Annotated in this window: 20 protein-coding genes; 5 read left to right on the top strand and 15 right to left on the bottom strand. The window is 62.3% G+C overall.

What is annotated here, in order from left to right:
- Positions 1–218 precede the first annotated feature (218 nt).
- Complete coding sequence (locus ACEK02_RS09835; protein WP_371421531.1) at positions 219–455, bottom strand: hypothetical protein; 237 nt, start codon at positions 453–455, stop codon at positions 219–221.
- A gap of 924 nt (positions 456–1379) precedes the next feature.
- On the opposite strand from ACEK02_RS09835, the gene ACEK02_RS09840 reads away from it, so the two are divergent.
- The 3 genes from ACEK02_RS09840 (at position 1380) to ACEK02_RS09850 (ending at position 4305) form a co-directional block, all read left to right on the top strand.
- Positions 1380–2150: a lytic transglycosylase domain-containing protein gene (locus ACEK02_RS09840; RefSeq protein WP_371421606.1), complete on the top strand. Its 771-nt coding sequence runs from the start codon at positions 1380–1382 to the stop codon at positions 2148–2150.
- A gap of 286 nt (positions 2151–2436) precedes the next feature.
- Positions 2437–3666 (top strand): GGDEF domain-containing protein, encoded by a 1230-nt coding sequence (locus ACEK02_RS09845; protein ID WP_371421532.1) that lies wholly within the window; start codon positions 2437–2439, stop codon positions 3664–3666.
- 114 nt (positions 3667–3780) lie between these two features.
- Positions 3781–4305, top strand: a complete 525-nt coding sequence (locus tag ACEK02_RS09850) for a DUF4112 domain-containing protein (protein ID WP_371421533.1) — start codon at positions 3781–3783, stop codon at positions 4303–4305.
- A gap of 40 nt (positions 4306–4345) precedes the next feature.
- Here ACEK02_RS09850 and ACEK02_RS09855 read toward each other — a convergent pair whose 3' ends face one another.
- The 6 genes from ACEK02_RS09855 to ACEK02_RS09880 all read right to left on the bottom strand — a co-directional run bounded on the left by ACEK02_RS09855 (position 4346) and on the right by ACEK02_RS09880 (position 8408).
- Positions 4346–4630, bottom strand: coding sequence for a hypothetical protein (locus ACEK02_RS09855; protein WP_068733430.1), 285 nt, complete (start codon positions 4628–4630; stop codon positions 4346–4348).
- Positions 4631–4877: 247 nt separating this feature from the next.
- A complete protein-coding gene (locus ACEK02_RS09860) occupies positions 4878–5258 on the bottom strand; it encodes a hypothetical protein (protein WP_371421534.1) in 381 nt (126 codons plus the stop codon).
- A gap of 150 nt (positions 5259–5408) precedes the next feature.
- Entirely contained in the window at positions 5409–5822 is a 414-nt protein-coding gene (msrB, locus tag ACEK02_RS09865; protein ID WP_371421535.1) for a peptide-methionine (R)-S-oxide reductase MsrB, read from the bottom strand.
- Between the two features lie 41 nt (positions 5823–5863).
- Positions 5864–6580, bottom strand: a complete 717-nt coding sequence (gene msrA / locus ACEK02_RS09870) for a peptide-methionine (S)-S-oxide reductase MsrA (RefSeq protein WP_371421536.1) — start codon at positions 6578–6580, stop codon at positions 5864–5866.
- A 216-nt stretch (positions 6581–6796) separates the two neighbouring features.
- Complete coding sequence (locus tag ACEK02_RS09875) at positions 6797–7186, bottom strand: BA14K family protein (protein WP_371421537.1); 390 nt, start codon at positions 7184–7186, stop codon at positions 6797–6799.
- 112 nt (positions 7187–7298) lie between these two features.
- Positions 7299–8408, bottom strand: coding sequence for an ATP-dependent RecD-like DNA helicase (locus ACEK02_RS09880; RefSeq protein WP_093759443.1), 1110 nt, complete (start codon positions 8406–8408; stop codon positions 7299–7301).
- Positions 8409–8584: 176 nt separating this feature from the next.
- On the opposite strand from ACEK02_RS09880, the gene ACEK02_RS09885 reads away from it, so the two are divergent.
- Positions 8585–8971, top strand: coding sequence for a DUF4345 domain-containing protein (locus tag ACEK02_RS09885; RefSeq protein ID WP_371421538.1), 387 nt, complete (start codon positions 8585–8587; stop codon positions 8969–8971).
- Positions 8968–9144 carry a hypothetical protein gene (locus tag ACEK02_RS09890; RefSeq protein WP_371421539.1) on the top strand — a complete coding sequence of 59 codons (177 nt, stop codon included), beginning with the start codon at positions 8968–8970 and terminating at the stop codon, positions 9142–9144. Before ACEK02_RS09885 ends, ACEK02_RS09890 begins: the two co-directional genes overlap by 4 nt.
- Here ACEK02_RS09890 and ACEK02_RS09895 read toward each other — a convergent pair whose 3' ends face one another.
- From ACEK02_RS09895 to ACEK02_RS09930, 8 genes are all read right to left on the bottom strand, one after another.
- A complete protein-coding gene (locus ACEK02_RS09895; protein WP_371421540.1) occupies positions 9145–10530 on the bottom strand; it encodes a sigma-54 interaction domain-containing protein in 1386 nt (461 codons plus the stop codon). It abuts the gene before it with no gap.
- Positions 10531–10582: 52 nt separating this feature from the next.
- On the bottom strand, positions 10583–10927 hold the full coding sequence (gene fliN, locus ACEK02_RS09900) for a flagellar motor switch protein FliN (protein ID WP_089262063.1): 345 nt from the start codon (positions 10925–10927) through the stop codon (positions 10583–10585).
- Between the two features lie 21 nt (positions 10928–10948).
- Positions 10949–11569, bottom strand: coding sequence for a FliH/SctL family protein (locus tag ACEK02_RS09905; protein ID WP_371421541.1), 621 nt, complete (start codon positions 11567–11569; stop codon positions 10949–10951).
- Positions 11569–12660, bottom strand: a complete 1092-nt coding sequence (gene fliG / locus ACEK02_RS09910) for a flagellar motor switch protein FliG (protein ID WP_371421542.1) — start codon at positions 12658–12660, stop codon at positions 11569–11571. The genes ACEK02_RS09905 and fliG overlap by 1 nt, the downstream gene beginning before the upstream one ends.
- A gap of 5 nt (positions 12661–12665) precedes the next feature.
- On the bottom strand, positions 12666–14279 hold the full coding sequence (gene fliF / locus ACEK02_RS09915; protein WP_371421543.1) for a flagellar basal-body MS-ring/collar protein FliF: 1614 nt from the start codon (positions 14277–14279) through the stop codon (positions 12666–12668).
- A 171-nt stretch (positions 14280–14450) separates the two neighbouring features.
- Positions 14451–14726: a DUF1153 domain-containing protein gene (locus ACEK02_RS09920; RefSeq protein ID WP_002714638.1), complete on the bottom strand. Its 276-nt coding sequence runs from the start codon at positions 14724–14726 to the stop codon at positions 14451–14453.
- A gap of 140 nt (positions 14727–14866) precedes the next feature.
- Positions 14867–15589: a flagellar hook assembly protein FlgD gene (locus tag ACEK02_RS09925; RefSeq protein ID WP_371421544.1), complete on the bottom strand. Its 723-nt coding sequence runs from the start codon at positions 15587–15589 to the stop codon at positions 14867–14869.
- 10 nt (positions 15590–15599) lie between these two features.
- Positions 15600–17126, bottom strand: a complete 1527-nt coding sequence (locus ACEK02_RS09930) for a flagellar hook-length control protein FliK (RefSeq protein ID WP_371421545.1) — start codon at positions 17124–17126, stop codon at positions 15600–15602.
- Between the last annotated feature and the right edge of the window lie 113 nt (positions 17127–17239).

A 17239-nucleotide genomic window follows, 5' to 3' on the forward strand; every position in this document is an offset into this window, starting at 1 on the left:
TATGCCGCAAGAGTGGAACCCTTGAGGTGGTCTAGTGAGTTCATCGAGTCTTGAAATATCAAGCGGCGAAGCCGCAGTGGAGGCCACCTTCACAAGTGAGGGCGTCGTTTGTAGGGCGCCACCCCCACCCGACCGGCCAAGTGGCCGGCCACCCATGGCGGACGAATTCGTCCGCTAGACCCCGCGCAAGGGCGGGGAAGGGATAAAAAGCGAGCTGCCTACTTCTTCTTCGCGCCCACGCGTTCGACGCTCCTGATTTCCAGCGCCGGGCGGCCGGACTTTTCGGCGATCTCGCGGTCCTGCTCGGCGATGGCGGCCTTGGCCGGCTCATCCCCGTCTAGGCCGCCAAGCAGCTCCGAGGGCACGCGGCGGTTGGAGCGCTGCGAGCCGTCTTCATAGAAGACGTTGAAAAAGGCGAATTCGCCTTTGGGGTTGGTACCGGGTTTCTTGGCCATGGCGGTTAAGTGGGCGATGGCGCGGCCGAAGTCAAAGCCAATCGGCGCGGGGCATGCATGCGGTTGTGGGCAAAAAATCGTGAGGGGTGTCCGGGTGATGACGGGACGGGCGGACCTTGGCCTCCCGCGGGGCGCAGGCCGGCTCGCGGCCGCAATGTTCTTAGTTTGTTCTTGACGGATCTGGCAAAAGGAATATGATCCGTTCCGTCCTGCCCCACCGAGAGGGGCGATCGCGATCGTCACGATTGCGGGGCGGGATGCGGTGGACGCCGGAGATGCGGCGTCGCGCGGTGCATGAATGACGGCTGCCCGCGGGCAGGACGGCTCTGCTGTGGTCAGGATACCACTGGGACAGACGGGCCGGCCTACCCAAAGACGGCAAGATCTCCTGCACCACACGGCGGACGACCGTCTTCAAAGGCGAGCGGTCCAAGTCGCGAGATCCCGGCACGTCGCCTTGTGCCATGAGGCCAGCCGGACTCTCCAGCGGAGAGCGGGCAGTCTCTGGAGTGGTGATGAAACTACAGGTTCGGTCACCAGGGTTGTCGCGAAGCGAGCCGTCACCACCCACCGCGTGCGGAACGCCGGGTTGATCCCGGTGGCTCCGAAAGTCCTGACGCATTCCCTTGCGGACGACCGCATCGGCGTCAGGCCCAGGGGTGCATCGGGCACCCGGCGTTCCGCATGCCCTCTCGCCAGGGGGCGGGAATGCAAGGGACGACGGCGCCCCCGCGCCGCAAACAACAGGGGCGATGACGCATGTCCGGTGACAGGTCCGTTGCGGGAGGTTCGGTGCCGGCGAGGGGCCGCCGTTGTCCGGACACATCGCTCATGCCACACTCCGGTATCGCCAACCCCAGCAGGTTTTTCATGACTCGTATCACCGCCATCGCCATTGCCGCTGTGTCTTTTGCCGCGCTCGCCATGACGCCCACGGCCTCGCAGGCCGCCCGATGCGGCGGCGATTTCCAGGGTTTCATCGCGGCCATGTCGCAGGAGGCGGCTGCCGCCGGCGTGTCGCAGGGGGTGATCTCGCAGGCCTTTGCCGGCGTGACGCCGGACCCCGCGGTGCTGTCGTTCGACCGCCGCCAGCGCGGCACCTTCAACAAGACTTTCGAGCAATATGTCTCGACCCGCGTCGGCCAGGGCCGCATCTCCATGGGCCTGCAGATGATGCAGCGCCACGCCTCGCTGCTGTCGCGCATCGAGGCGCGCTTCGGCGTGCCGCCGCAGATCGTGGTGGCGATCTGGGGCCTCGAGTCGGATTTCGGCAAGGGCGATATCGGCAAGATGCCGGTGATCCGCACCCTCGCCACCATGGCGCATGACTGCCGCCGCACCGAACTGTTCCAGGGTGAATTGCTGGCCGCGCTGAAGATCCTGCAGCGCGGCGACCTGCCGCTGCGCGACCTGATCGGCGCCTATGCCGGCGAGATCGGCCAGACCCAATTCCTGCCGTCGAGCTACATCAAATACGGCGTCGATTTCGACGGCAACGGCCATGTGGATCTCCGGCATTCGGTGCCGGACGTGCTGGCCTCCACCGCCAACCTGCTGCACATGGCGGGCTTCAAGGGCGGCCAGCCTTACGGCGAGGGCACGGCGAATTTCGAGGCGATGCGCGAATGGAACAGGGCCACGATCTATCGCAAGACCATCGGCTATTTCGCCGACCGGCTGGCGGCGGGGCGATAGGCCGCGGGACGGGGACGGCAGGCGCACGGGCGCGCGGTGTTAAACTCTTGTTAAGCCGCGCGGCCGCTGGGCGAACCCGCGGAGCCCGGATGGTGAAGGTCGGATTAACCCATTCCCTTTCACCCTTTCAAAACCACGCTGGGGATTATCCGCCGCGAGTCAGATTCCGTTAAGCGTCGCCGACGCATTTTACCACCCACTGGGAACGAGCGGTGAGTGGGACGATGGTGACGGGGATCGACGGCAGCGCGCGACTGCGCGGCACACGACGCGGCGGGTCCGGCCGATGTTGAACGTCAGTACGCTGTTCACGGTGTTCACCGTCAATTTTCTGGCGCTGGGCGTGGTCTGGGCCTATGTGGCCAATAGCTATCCCAACCTGCATGCCGCGCGTTACTGGACCGCGGCGGCTTTCACCGGGGCACTCGGCACCTGCGTCTCGATTCTGCGCGGCGTCGGCGTCGAGCCGCTGGTCACCATCATGCTGGGCAACGGTCTGCTGTTGCTGGCCACCAGTCTCGCCACCATCGGCATGAACCAGTTCTACGGCCGCCCTGCCGGATGGCGCCCGCAAGTGGCCGTCATCGCCGCAAGCGTGGCCGGCCTGCTGCTGTTCACGCTGTGGCACGACGACATGGCGATGCGCGTGATGATCTATTCCGCCGGCCAGTCGGTCACGATTGCCATGACCGTGCCGCTGCTGTTGTCGCGCAAGGATGGCGGCGGCAATGCCGGCGCCCGTCTCGCCGGCTGGCTCGCCATCGTGCTCATCGCCGTGCATGCCGTGCGCTCCGTCGCCGCGCTGACGCAGATCGGCGGCGGCATGACCTTCGCCAATTTCAACAATTTCCAGGCCATGATGGTGCTGGTGCTGGTGTTCCTGGCGATGTCATGGAATTTCGGATTCCTGCTGATGGCCATCGACCGGCTGCGCGGCGAAGTCGCCGAGCTCGCGCTGGTCGACGATCTCACCGGCGTCGCCAATCGTCGTCATCTCGTGCAGCGACTCACCGAGGAATGTGCGCTGGCGCGCCGCACGCAGAAGCCGTTCGCGCTACTGGCCATCGATCTCGACGGCTTCAAGGAAATCAACGACGGCTACGGCCACGCTGCCGGCGACGATTGCCTGCGGCACTTCACGCTGATGACCCAGAGCAAGTTGCGCCCCGGCGATCTTCTGGCACGTTCCGGCGGCGACGAGTTCAGCATCATCCTGCCGTCCACCACGCTCAATGAAGCCGCCGCCATTGCGCGCCGCATCCTCGAGACATGTCGCCTCGATGCTGCTGCTTGTGCGCCGGGCGAGATTTCGGTCGCCGCATCGATCGGCGTTGCGCAGTGGCAACCGCATGTCGGGCAATATCCGGAACGGCTGATCGCAGCCGCCGACCAGGCGCTCTATGCCGCCAAGAACGACGGCAAGAACCGCTTCGCCATCTGCGATCTCGAAGCGCCGTCCATGGTGCCGGAACTCGACATGGATGAAGCGATCGACCGCGCCCGCAAGCTGGCCTGATGGTTCCGCAGGCCCGGTTCATCGTCCTGTCGCGGGTGAGGTCGATGAGTGCGCCGGGCAGGGCGTGACGCGATGCCGCTTGCATAGCTTGCGCCCAGCCCCCATGTCACGGCCATGGTCAGCACAGGTCAATCATACACTTTCGATGCCAGCCGCCCGCGCAAGCCGGCGTCGTCGGCGCATGGTCCGATCATTGATCAGGATGGTTTTGAGGTTCGGCCCGAGCAGCTTCGGCCGGATGTGCAGGGCTTCCGGTTTGACTTCGGAGCAGGCGCCAATCCGTTTGCCAATCTCACGCGTGAGCAACGGCTGGCGCGGCTGGATGCGCTGGCGCAACTGCTCGACGTCGCTTTCGTCCTGCCGGGCACGAAGATCCGTTACGGTATCGATGGTTTGATCGGTTTGATCCCGGTGCTGGGCGACATCATCACCACGGCGATCTCGCTATGGGTGGTGCGCGAGGCGCGGGCGCTCGGTGCGCCCTGGCACCTCACGGCGCGCATGCTCGGCAATGTGGCGCTGGACGGCGCAGTCGGCATCGTGCCGTTCGTCGGCGATGCGTTCGACGTGATGTTCAGGGCCAATGTCCGCAACGTCAGAATGCTGCGGAAGTGGCTCGAAAAACAGCCCAGACTCTAGTTCAGAATCCGGGCTTCAATCGTCTCAACCAGGAAAAATCTTACGCCGCGTCGGCGTCGTCGGTCGCGGGCTCCTCGGCGCGCACGCGGCGCTCGAGCGGGAAGTCCTGGCTCTCATAGAGCGAGCGAATGCCGCTCTGGTCGAAACGCGCTTCCTCGACCTGCAGATAGGCGCCGTTCAGCGAGTCAGCGGGCAACTCCTCGATCGCAAACTGCACAGCAGCGGCGGCCGTATCGAAACGACGATAGGCGAAACCGGCACGTTTTTTCTTGCGGATCGCGGCGGGGAAGAGTTCGGCTGCGGTGTTGTAGCTGAAAGCTGCCATGGTCGGGGACCTCATCTGAATACGCAACGAAACGACGCTTCATTCGCAATGCAGCCGATCCGGCGGCGCGCGGAACATCATTTCAGGACAGACCCCAATATAAGCACGTTTTGGCCGATTGCGACACCCGCGATACAGCATGATGAATCGCGGTGCGCGGACGGTATTGCTGTAATAGCTTTGTGATTTAAAGAGCTTAGCGCGCGCTCAAGGCATGGGCAGCGGCATAGGCCCGGCCAATATTTGCCTATTGTCCGGTCACGTCAGGGAGCGGCACGATTTTGAGGGGGGTCGTGTAGGGTTCGACCCGTAGCGCGTCATTCGACATCAGGCCCACCTGCCGCAGCGGAGCCTGTTCGAGCGCGCCCGCTTCAGCCTTGCGCACGCCGTATTGCCAGGCCGTGAGGGTACCCTTCTGGACCAGATGCTTGGCGACGCCGCCGGCATTCTTGGTTTCGAAGGTGGAGAGCTGGTCATCGTTAATGCCGATAATGATCTCGTCCTTGGCCGTGATCACCTTGAACAGCGACACCTTGTCGGTCGCCAGTGCGGGGTGGGACACCAGGCTTTCGAGGATCAGACCCGCAAGTGCAAAGCCGAGCAACAAACGGTTCGAACGGGTAGACATCTTGGTACTTTCTTATTCTTCGTCGCGAACGTGCATGCCACTGGGGCATGTTCAAGTAACAGGCAGTGGGCAAAGGTTGGGACAGAAATGCCCCGCGAGACTTCGATGAGTCGCGCGAGGCATGGAAACAGTTCGATACCAGATACGTATTTATTTAGGCTGAAGTTTCAAGGCCGCAGAGTTGATGCAGTAACGCAATCCCGTGGGGCCGGGACCATCGTCGAACACATGCCCGAGATGACCATTACACTTCGAACACAGTACTTCCGTGCGAATCATGCCATGGCTCACGTCACGTTCTTCGTCGATATGACTTTCTCGTGAGGGCTGCGTGAAGCTCGGCCAGCCGCAGCCAGAATCGAACTTGGCGTCGGATTCGAACAGGGTCTGGCCACAGCCCGCGCAGACGAAGGTGCCCGGCGTATGGTCATGTTCGTACTCGCCGGTGAACGGACGCTCCGTCGCCTTTTCGCGCAGCACCGCATACTGCATCGGGGTCAGCTCGCGGCGCCATTCGGCTTCGCTCTTTTCGACCTTGCCGGGCGTTGTCTTGGTATCGGTCATTCTTTCTCCTTCCCGATCGGCCGGGGCTGCGAGCAATCGGGTCAGTTTGTGACCTTCGACGCGCTCACCAGCGTCGGCTTCTCGATATAGTTCTGGGCAAAGATCTTCTTCAGGTTCTCGACCTTCGGAATATCGTTATAGGCAATATAGGGCTGGTTCGGGTGCAGCGTCAGGTAGTCCTGATGATAGGCCTCTGCAGGATAGAAGGCTTCGAGCATTCCGAGCTTGGTGACGATCGGCTTCTTGTAGACCTTCGCGGCGTTGAGCTGGGCGATATAGGCTTCCGCCACCTTCTTCTGCTCCGGCGTGGTCGCGAAGATTTCCGACCGATATTGCGTGCCTGAATCCGGTCCCTGGCGATTCAGCTGGGTCGGGTCGTGCGCCACCGAGAAATAGATCTGCAGGATCTTGCCGTAGCTGATCTTTTGCGGGTCGTATTTGATCTCGACGGCTTCGGCATGGCCGGTCGAGCCAGTGCTTACCGCGGTGTAATTGGCGGAGCTCTTGGAGCCGCCGGCATAGCCGGACACGGCGTTGACGACGCCCGCAGTGTGCTGGAATACGCCCTGGACGCCCCAGAAGCACCCACCCGCAATCACCGCAGTCTGAATGCCGGTCGCGGCCGGCGTGTCCGCCGTGGGCGCGGGAATGATGACGGCCTCTTCGGCAGCAAAAGCAGGGGCGACGATGGCGGTTGAAATCGCCAATGTGCCCGCAAAGGCGCAGAGCGAGAGGCGGCTGAACAGGGAACGGCGCATAGCAGGTCCTCTTGGATGATCGATGGCCGGGTATCGGCAGTCTAGACCGGAGCCCGTGGTTCGCAATCGGCATTTCCGGTCGGCACATCGGAGATACGGAAGAGGATGCCGGCCGTTACGCGATACAGGACACGAGTTCGTGAGGATCTGGATGGGCACGAAAGAGCCGCGGAACATGTGCTCCGCGGCTCTTCGGTCAACGCGGTGGCAGTCCGCTTATGGGCAGGGATAACGGTTGCCGTCGTTGTTCAGATATGTGCCTGACGCTGGATCGTAGGAGCGATAGCGCCGCGCGCAATAGGCTGCGTTCTGCTGGGCTGCGGCGTTGGCTTGGCCGGCGGCAATCGCGCCGCCGATGATGGCACCCGCTGCGAGGCCGCCGATCACGGCGCCGGCGTCGGGTCCCCGGCGATAGTAGCGAGGACCGTAGCCATAGCGCGGGCCGTAACCGTAACGGCGATAATACTGCACGTTTTCAGTGGCCGACGGTACGGCGCTGGCGAGGCCGGGCTGACTAACCAGCGGCGCAGACGTTGCCGGTGCGGAAACCGTCAGCACGCTCGCGCCGATCATCGTGGCCATCGTCAGGATTTTCGCGGGATGCATATCGAACTCCTTAATTATGCGTAAGTGGGATAAATGCTTGGACGATCGTATGGTTCCACAATCATAGTCAGCCGAGATGCGTCAGATCAACGCATGCTGCAAGATACGCGCGTTACACTACGATGCTCAAGCGCTTGGCGGCGCGGGTGATGCCGGTGTAGAGCCAGCGGGCGCGGCTCTCCTGAAATGCAAAGCTCTCGTCGAACAGAACGACATCGTCCCATTGAGAGCCCTGACTCTTGTGCACGGTCAGCACATAGCCGTAGTCGAATTCGTCGTAAGGCTTGCGCTGCTCCCATGGCAGCGTCTCGACACCACCCGAGAAGCAGTCAGCGCGTACCGACACCTTGGTGACCTTGCCGCCGAAGTCCTCGTCCGGCGAAATCCGCATGGTGATGATCTGCGACTTCGATGCCGCGCGCGCCTTCACGCGCCACAGGCCGCCGTTGAACAGCACTTTCTTGCGGTTGTTGCGCAGGCAAACCAGTTTGTCATTGGCCACCGGCAACAGGTCCTCGATGCCGAGTTTCTGACGCACGCGCATATTGTAGGCGCGCCGTGTATTGTTGCGTCCGACCAGCACCTGATCGGCGGCCATCACGCGGTCCGGATCGAGCGCCTTGCGCGAGACGATCTCGCTGAGGCCGTATTGCCCGGGCTGCAGCGAGCGGCCCTCGCGCACATCCATCGACATGCGTACGATCGGATCATGCTCGGCCTGGCGATGCACTTCCGTCAGCATCACGTCGGGTTCGGTCTCGGTGAAAAAACCGCCGCCCTGGATCGGCGGCAACTGGGCGGGGTCGCCCAGCACCAGCAGCGGACAATCGAACGACAACAGGTCGCGGCCAAGCTCGGCGTCGACCATGGAGCATTCGTCGATCACGATCAGCTTGGCCTTTGAAGCGGGTGCGTCATCCCACAATTCGAAATTCGGCTGTTCCTCGCCGCTCTCACGGGCGCGATAGATCAGCGAGTGAATCGTGGAGGCGCCGTCGCAGCCCTTGTTGCGCATCACCAGGGCCGCCTTGCCGGTGAAGGCTGCGAATTTCACCTCGCCATCGACATTGTCGGCGACGTGCCGCGCCAGCGTCGTCTTGCCGGTGCCGGCAAAGCCGAACAGCCGGAACACCTGCGGTGTACCGTTGCGGCCTGGCTTCGCCTTCAGCCAGTCGTCGACGGCTTTCAGGGCGGCATCCTGATGCGGGGTAAATGTGGGCATAGTGTCTCTGGAAAGCGGTTCGCAGCCCATTTTGCTGCGACTCAGCGGGGAAAGCTAACCATTCAGGCGCTTGACGCAAGTCGGAGACCTCCAGGTCGCGTGCGCCATCGTGGCCGGTTGCTCATTGTCGCCCCATGACGCAGTTATAGGCTGCTTGAGTCCAGGGAGAGCCCATTTTGGAACGCAGACTGCTTCAGATCGCGCTGGCGATTGTCGGCCTTGTCGCCATCACCTTCGGCCTGACCGGCGTGCTGTTCGGCACCAGCCTGTCGGGTGTCAGGCTCGGCGTGACGATGGAAGGCTATGTGCGCTTCATCAAGGGCGTGCTGGTGGCGGTCGGGCTGATCTACTGGTCGGCGATCCCGCAGATCGAAAAGCGTGGCGAACGCATTTCGATCTTGACCTTCATACTCGTGTTCGGCGCCGCCGCGCGTTTGCTGGCGGTGCTCAGTCACGGCTTTCCGACCGTGGGATTGCTGATCAGCCTGATCGGCGAGCTCGTGGTCGTGCCGCTGATCTGGCTGTGGCATCGCCATCTGGTCCGAAGGGGTGCCCCGGCATGAAGCGGATTGGCGCCTGGATCGTCTATGTCATCGGCGCGATTTCGATCGGTTATCTCGCGCTCTACGCCTATGCGATGTTCACCCGGCAAGAACTGACGCCGGGTGATCCGATCAAGATCTTTCGTAATCAGAACGCGCCCAGCTATTCGCAAGGCGCGTCGCAATTCGTCTGATTACATCGCGCCCATGGCGGCACGATAGTCGCCGGCGCCTGCTCCGGCCGGGGTGATCGGCAGGCCGCCATCGGCATATTCGTTCAGTTTGTTGCGCAGCGTGCGGATCGAGATGCCGAGAATGTTGGCCGCATGGGTCCGGTTGCCGAGGCAATGCTTCAGCGTTTCGAGGATCAGATCGCGTTCGACATCGGCCACGGTGCGGCCCACCAGAGCGCGGGTCACCGTCTCCGCTGCCATGGTGGCATGCGCCACGGCTGGCGGTGTCTTGGCGAGATCGAGGCGATCGCCATCCGGAGTCAGGATCGCATCGGGGCCGATTTCGTCGCCCGAGGCCATCAGCACCGAACGGTGGATGGTGTTTTCCAACTCACGGACGTTGCCCTGCCAGCGATTGGCGGTGAGCACACGGCGCGCTTCTGCGGAGATCGGGCGCACCGGCACGCCGTTGGCGTCGGCATATTTCTTGGCGAAATGCTGCGCCAGTTCGAGAATATCGGCCGGCCGATCGCGCAGCGGCGGGATCTTCAGGTTGACGACGTTCAGACGGAACAGCAGATCTTCGCGGAACGTGCCTTCGCGCACAGCGTCGGACAGGTTGCGGTTCGACGTTGCGATGATGCGAATGTCTACCGGCACCGGCTTGGTGCCGCCGACGCGGTCGATGACGCGCTCCTGAATGGCGCGTAGCAGCTTCGATTGCAGGCGGACGTCCATTTCGGAAATTTCGTCGAGCAGCAGCGTGCCGCCGGTGGCTTCCTCGAATTTGCCGATACGCCGTGCGATCGCGCCGGTGAAGGCGCCCTTCTCATGGCCGAACAGTTCGGACTCCAGGAGATGCTCCGGGATCGCTGCGCAGTTGATGCTGATGAACGGCTTTTTGGCGCGGTTCGAGCGGGTGTGGACGTAACGCGCCAGCACTTCCTTGCCGGTACCGGACTCGCCGGTGACCATCACCGACGCGTCGGAGCCGGCGATTTGCTGTGCCAGTTTGACGACCTTGCCCATCATTTCGTCGCGATAGATCAGGTCGCGGGAGTCATTGGCGACAGCGGCGAGGACAGCGGCAATCAGTTCCGGGTCCGGCGGCAGCGGGATGTATTCTTTGGCGCCGGCATGGATCGCGGCAACCGCCGCGCGGGCATCGGTGGTGATGCCGCAGGCGACGATCGGCACATGGATGTGTTCAGCCTCCAGCCGCATCACGAGGTCGCGGATGTCGAGAGCGACATCGACCAGCAGCAGGTCTGCACCCTTGCCGCCGCGCAACACCCCCATTGCCTGGTCGTGCCCTTCGGCATGAACGACGGAGGCTCCATTATCCATGGCGATCTTGGTGGCGGTGGTAAGCTGACCCTTCAGGGTGCCAACGATAAGAAGCCGCATGGTGATCTCCTGTTATCTCGTGGTCGCGCCATTGAGGCGCTGTTTGTCTCGATTAGCTGCGTTCAGCCTTGATGATTTCAGTCATGGTGACGCCGAGCTTTTCTTCGACGAGGACGACTTCGCCGCGCGCCACCAGGCGGTTGTTCACGTAGATGTCGATCGCTTCGCCAACCCGGCGGTCGAGTTCGAGCACGGTGCCGGGTCCGAGCTTCAGCAACTCGCCGACACCCATCTTGGAGCGGCCGAGCACGGCCGATACCTGAACCGGAACGTCGAATACCGCCTCGAGGTCGGCGGCAATACGCGTGACCTGTTCCTCATCAGCATAGCCAACGTCTCCCATCGCGCCGGGATCGGTGGCATTGAGGTCGGGAAGCGGCACTTGGGGATCGCTCATGTTCTAGTCCTCACAGCCCTGTCAGGCCTGATTGCGCGACGCCATGTAGCGTCCGACGAGTTCGTTGATCTTGGCGTCGATGGTTGCGCGCTCCAGCACAACTCCGCCATCCGCCCATTCGATTTTGCAGTCGCCATTTTCGATGTCCGGCTCGGCGAGAATGACGAGGCGGCCGGCGAAGCCGCTTTGCTTGGCCTGTTTCTCGATCCGGTCGCGTGCCTCGTCGTAGAGCTGGTCGTTGATGCGCACCACGAGATGCGGCGTCGACACCAGATTCTTGAAGCAGTCGTGGACCAGAGCCATGATCTCGGTGAGCGGCTCGACGGCGATCAATTCATTGCAGAGTTTGCGTGCTACCGACACCGCGACATCGACGGCTTCAGTCTCCATCTTTTTTTCGATGGCCCCGAAGCGCGACGAGATCGAGGAAATCGCAACGCCGATCTGTTCCAGCGCCAATGCAGCGCGACGGTCGTTTTCGGCCTTGGCTTCGCGCTGGGCTGCATCGAATCCGGCGCGATAGGCCTGGGCTTCGGCGTTGGCGACCTTCTCCGCGATCTCCGCGGGCGTGATCGCGGGCGCACGCGTCTTGTCGGGCGCTGCGAAGTCCATATCGAACAGAAATTTTGCGGGGGCGGCCATCAATACACCAGCTCGTCGTCGGCGCGGTTCTTGGTCAGCACGATTTCGCCCTTGGCCGCGAGATCCTTGGCGAGATTAACGAGCAGCGCCTGTGCCTCGTCGACGTCGCGCAGACGGACCGGGCCGAGCGCGGCCATGTCGTCGGTCAGCATCTTGGCGGCGCGGGACGACATGTTGCCCATGAAGAAGGCGCGGACTTCCTCGTTGGCGCTCTTCAGAGCGATGCCCAACTTGTCCTTGTCGATGCTGCGCATCAAGGTCTGTGCCGAGCCGGCATCCAGCTTGATGAGGTCGTCGAAGGTAAACATCAGCGCCTTGATGCGCTCGGCCGCCTCGCGATTGTCTTCTTCCAGCGAGGTGATGAAACGCGTTTCGGTCTGACGGTCGAAGTTATTGAAGATTTCCGCCATGACTTCGTGCGCGTCGCGACGACGGGTTTGCGAGAGGTTCGACATGAATTCGACGCGCAGCGTCTGTTCGACGCGCTCAATGACTTCTTTCTGCACCGCTTCCATCTTGAGCATGCGGTTGATGACGTCGAGCGCGAGCTCCTCGGGCAGGATGCCGAGGACGCGCGCCGCATGCTCCGGCTTCAACTTTGACAGCACCACGGCGACGGTCTGCGGATATTCATTCTTCAGGTAGTTCGCGAGAACCTCTTCCTGCACGTTGGAGAGTTTTTCCCACATGTTGCGGCCTGCAGGGCCGCGGATTTCTTCCATGATACCGCTGACGCGCTCGGACGGCAGATACTGGGTCAACAGACGCTCGGTGGCATCGAAAGTGCCCATCAGGGCGCCTGAGGCGGACATCCGCGACACGAACTCAAGCAGCAGATCTTCGACTGTCTCCGGCTCGATGGTGCCGAGCGACGACATGTGAAGTGAAAGCTCGCGCACTTCGTCGTCGTCGAGCTGCGCCCAGACCTTGCCGCCATATTGTTCGCCCAGCGCCAGCATCAGGATGGCGGCCCGCTTTGGGCCGCTCAGCGGCTTCGCCGGCGCGCGGCCACCCTGACGCTGTGCGAGCGATGCTACGACGCTGGCGATGTCGCTGCTGTTGTCGCCGGTGGTTTGCGGAACGGATGCCATTCAGATCACGCCGGTTCCTGCAGCCATGCGCGAACAATGGCTGCGGTTTCGTTGGGGTTACGATCGGCCAGTTCGCCCACGCGATGCACGGATTGCGCGTGGACCTGACCCTGGATGGTCGCGACGTCGATCATGTTGGGGCCGCCGGCGGGAATGACGGTCTGTCCGTCTGCGCTGAGGGCGACACCGTCGGGAAGAACGAGGGCGTTGGCTGCAGGGAGCGCCGGCGCTGGCTCGGAGGCGAGGACGCGGCGGACCAGCGGGCGGATGACCATGAACATCACGACCAGGCCGAGCAGCATCATGACCGCAAGTTCGATGACGCGCATCACGTCATCCTTGGTGAACTGCATCATGCTGAGCAGACCTGTCGGCTCCGGCGTCGGAACGACAGTTGGGCCCTCGGCGAATTTCAGGTTGACGACCTCGACCTGATCGCCGCGCTTCTGGTCGAAGCCAATGGCCGAACGGACCAGTGCAGCGATGCGATCGAGTTCTTCCTTGGGGCGCTGAGCGTAGACCTGCTCGCCCTTCTCGTTCTTGGTGTAGCTGCCGTCAACCAGGACGGCGACCGAGATGCGATTGACACGGCCCGCTTCGGTAACTTCGGTCTTGGTGATGCGGGAGATTTCGTAATTGTTGGTTTCTTCCGACTTCTTGCTTTGATCCTTCGCCGTCCCCGTGTTGCCTGCCGCCTGATTGCCGGGCAGTTCGTTGTTGACGGTGACCTGGCCATCCCGCTCGCCGACCGCGGAGGATTCTTCGCGACTCTGGCTGGAGCGCAATACCCGGCCTTCGGGATCGAATTTGTCGGAAGTCTGCGTGACCTTGTTGTAATCGAAGTCGGCTGTGAGCTGGACCCGCGCCCGGCCTGCGCCCACCACCGAGGAAACGATCGCCTCGACCTGGCTGCGCATCCGTTTCTCGAAGCCGGCGCGGCGCTCGTCACCGGTAGCGCCTTCCATGGTCGCGTCAGCGGCGCCGTCGGCGAGCAGCTGTCCGGCTTCGTCGACGATCGAGACCCGGGTGGGCTTCAGGCCGTTAACCGCCGAGGCGACCACATGGCGGATCGCCCGGACCTGCTGCGGGTCGAGGGCGCCGCGGACGCGGACCACGATCGAGGCCGACGGCTCAGGCGCTTCGCGGGAGAACAGGGGACGTTCCGGCAGGACAAGGTGAACGCGGGCGAACTGCACCCGGTCGATCGCGCGGATGGTTCGCGCCAGTTCACCTTCGAGAGCCCGTAAGTGGTTGATATTTTGAACAAAACTTGTTGTTCCAAGAGCGTCCGACTTGTCGAAGATCTCGTAGCCGACGCCGCCGCCCTTGGGTAGTCCGCCTTCGGCGAGCTTCATGCGGAGCCGGGTGACCTTGTCCTTCGGCACCATGATGGCGGCACCGTCGTTCTTCAGCTCATAAGGAATGGCCTGGCGTTCCAGGTCCTTGATGATCGCCGAGGAGTCCTCGACGCTGAGATCGGTAAAGAGGGTGGTCATTTGCGGCGTGGTGACCCGCATGATGACGAAAGCAAAGAAGCCGATGAGCGCGGCGGTCACCGCAACCATCGCCATCAGGCGCGCCGCGCCGAGACCTTTAAGGAAACTTAGAAGACTCTGCACGAACCAGCCCCTGAGATTCGGTCTCAGGGACCGACTGGGCAAATTTTGCCGGGGTATGGTTTCGATATGGTTAACGGCGGTTAACGGGTGGCAAAAATACGGCAAAATGGCGAAAGCCGGCTTCCCGCGAGGGAGCCGGTTTTCATCGAATTGGAAATATTAACGATTCGTTTACTGGCGATACTGCTGGATGCGGGTGGTCCGCAGTCCGGCCAGACCGTGCTGGTCGATCGAGAACTGCCAGGAGAGGAATTCGTCGACTGTCAGCGTATAACGGCTGCAGGCTTCCTCCAGGGACAGAAGGCCACCGCGGACGGCGGCCACAACTTCGGCTTTGCGGCGGATGACCCACCGTTTGGTTCCGGGCGCGGGCAGATCCGCAATTGTTAACGGACTGCCGTCAGGCCCGATGACGTATTTGACCCTCGGGCGATGGGGTTCTGTCATGGCGTACTCACAAACTCTCAACCACTGAACTCACTTCAACAATCTACGCCCAGCGACTTAAAATTTGCCTAAGCCTACAACTCCAATGCGAATAGAACTGGATTTGGTTGGAAACGCCCGCCTCAGGGCATGATGTACCGTCAGGTCGTCGGTGTGGTCGGCGGCGTTGTGGTCGGGGGTGTCGTCGCACGCACCACGCGCTTGATCTTATCGACCGTATAGTTGGCGCCGTTGATCGAGAGCAGGGCGGGGCTCGCTGACAGATCGACGGAATCCACAACGCCCTGGACTTCCGTGGAGATGGCAACATCGCGGCCGTTGGCGTCCTTGCCCGTTGCCGTCAGCTTATAGGCCCCTGCGGGATACTGAACGCCGTCATTGCCTTTGCCGTCCCATACGAAAGTACCGTTGCCCGACTGCAACGTATATTTGCCGGTGTAGACAACGTTACCAGCCGAATTCGTAATGTTGACGGTGGCTGTAGAGTCCTTATCGGCGAGCAGATTCCACGTGGCCGACGTGTTGAATTGCGCCGTGCTGCCATCAACGGCGACGTTATTGCCGACATAGATGAGCGCCTGCGTCGCTTCCGTAGCCTTGCCAAGATCGACCAAGGATTTCAGCTGATCGTTCGACTTGAGCTGCTGTTCGACGCCCGCGAACTGCACTAGCTGCTGCGTGAACTGATTGGTATCGAGCGGATCGAGCGGATTCTGATTCTGTAACTGCGTCGTCAGCAGCGTCAGGAATGTCTGGAAATTATCTGCGATGCCCGTGGTTGGTGTCGAGCTGCCGCCGCTCGATGAGCCGGAGGTCGGTGACGTACCGGATACGACCGGGTTCACTACTGTATCGACTGCCATGGTTTGCTCCTCAGATACTGATGTCGACGCCGCTGCTGGATCCCAGCATGCGGCCATAACCGCGGCCCGCAGCAATCGCAGGCACGGACTCGTCTTCGTGGATCACAAGGCGTTGGGCGTTGCGGCCCGAATTCTCGCCACTGTTCTGTTGCTGGCCTTGCGACTGATCGCGCAGGCTGAATTGTAGTCCGCTGTCGCTGGTCTTGAGGCCGGCTTGTTCGAGCGCGCGCTGCAGTTGCGGCGCATCCTGGCGCAGCATGGTCAGGGTTTCCGGCTTCTCGACCGTGAGGTGTGAGGTGACATTGCCATGTTTGTCGACTTCGAGCCGGACATCGATACGGCCGAGTTCGGCAGGGTCGAGCCTGATGTCGAAGCTGCTCTTTCCCGATTTGGCGTTCTGCGCGATTTCGACGGCGACACCGTTCAAAGGCACTGGTGCATTGGTCGCGATCGTGGCGGTCAATTGCGGGGGCGCAGCTGCAATCGGCGTCGGTGTGGTCTGCAACGGCTGCTGCTGCAAGCTATTGGTGGTCGGCGCAGCTACATCCGGTAATGCAGCCTGGGCGGTGTGTTCGGTACGACGCTCATGGGCAGCGCCAGCCGCAGGCTTTGCAGCTTCCGGTACAACGGCGGTCGGGTCGGTTGCTACGCCATCGACGGATTTGTCGCCCGACCCGGCATGCTTGCCGACGGTCGACGTTGCGGCCGCGTCGGCTGGCTGCGCGGATGTCGTCTCGGTGGTCTTGGTCTTGTCTTCTGATTTGACCTCAGCCGTTGAGGCCGTTGTGGCATCGGCTGCACTGGTCTTCTTCGCGCCGGCTTTGCCGCCCGCAGGCGTCGCGGATGCGATAAGTGCCGCGAAATTCACTTCGGCTTCCGGGGGCGTCGTCGCAGGCGCCGCTTCGGCGTCAACCGTTGCGGTTTCGGTCACTGCCGTCTGGGCTTTCAAAACGGCTGCAGCGATGGCGAGAGGCTGTGCAACGCCGGTGGTTTCGGGCGCTGTGGGAGCTACTGCAACATCAGTCGTGGCCGCAGGCACGGGGATCGCAACGGCGACGGCGGCAACCGCGACGGGTTTCTCGGTTGAGGCCGTTGCGTCGGCGTCGGTTGTTGCTGTCTTGTCGGTATCCTTGGACGGGGCGTCCTTGGTGTCGGTCTTGTCGCCCGTCTTCGCGTCGGCCTTGGAATCGACCTTCGTGTCGCTCGGGTCGCTCTTCTTCGCTTTGCGGGAGTCATGCGCGGCATCGGCTGCTTGGGTGTCGCGGCCGCGTGCATTGGCGGCCGCGTCGTCGGCGCGATCGTCGGCCTGCCGTGGGCGGTCATTGCCTGAGGAGCGCGTGTCGTCGCGCCGCGCGGAGGCTGGCAGATCCGGCTGGGTCGCGACCGCGGCGCGTTCGTTATTGGCGCTGGCAACGGTGTTGCTGTCGACCAGCGAGCCGAAGCTGTTGGCGTTCGACCGCTGATCGTCGCGGGACGAAGTCGAACGCGCGCTCTGAAATGAGACGGTTGAGGCGATATCCTGCGTAACGCTAACCACGGGTGGCCTTTCCAGAAGAGTTCTATCCTCCTTGAGCAAGGACCGGGCCATCCGCTATTGAATCGGAAAGTCGTTATAATTCAATAGATTAAGCAGGGCGACGTCTGTCGTGA

The organism is Tardiphaga sp. (assembly GCF_041424195.1).
Classification (GTDB): Bacteria; Pseudomonadota; Alphaproteobacteria; order Rhizobiales; family Xanthobacteraceae; genus Tardiphaga.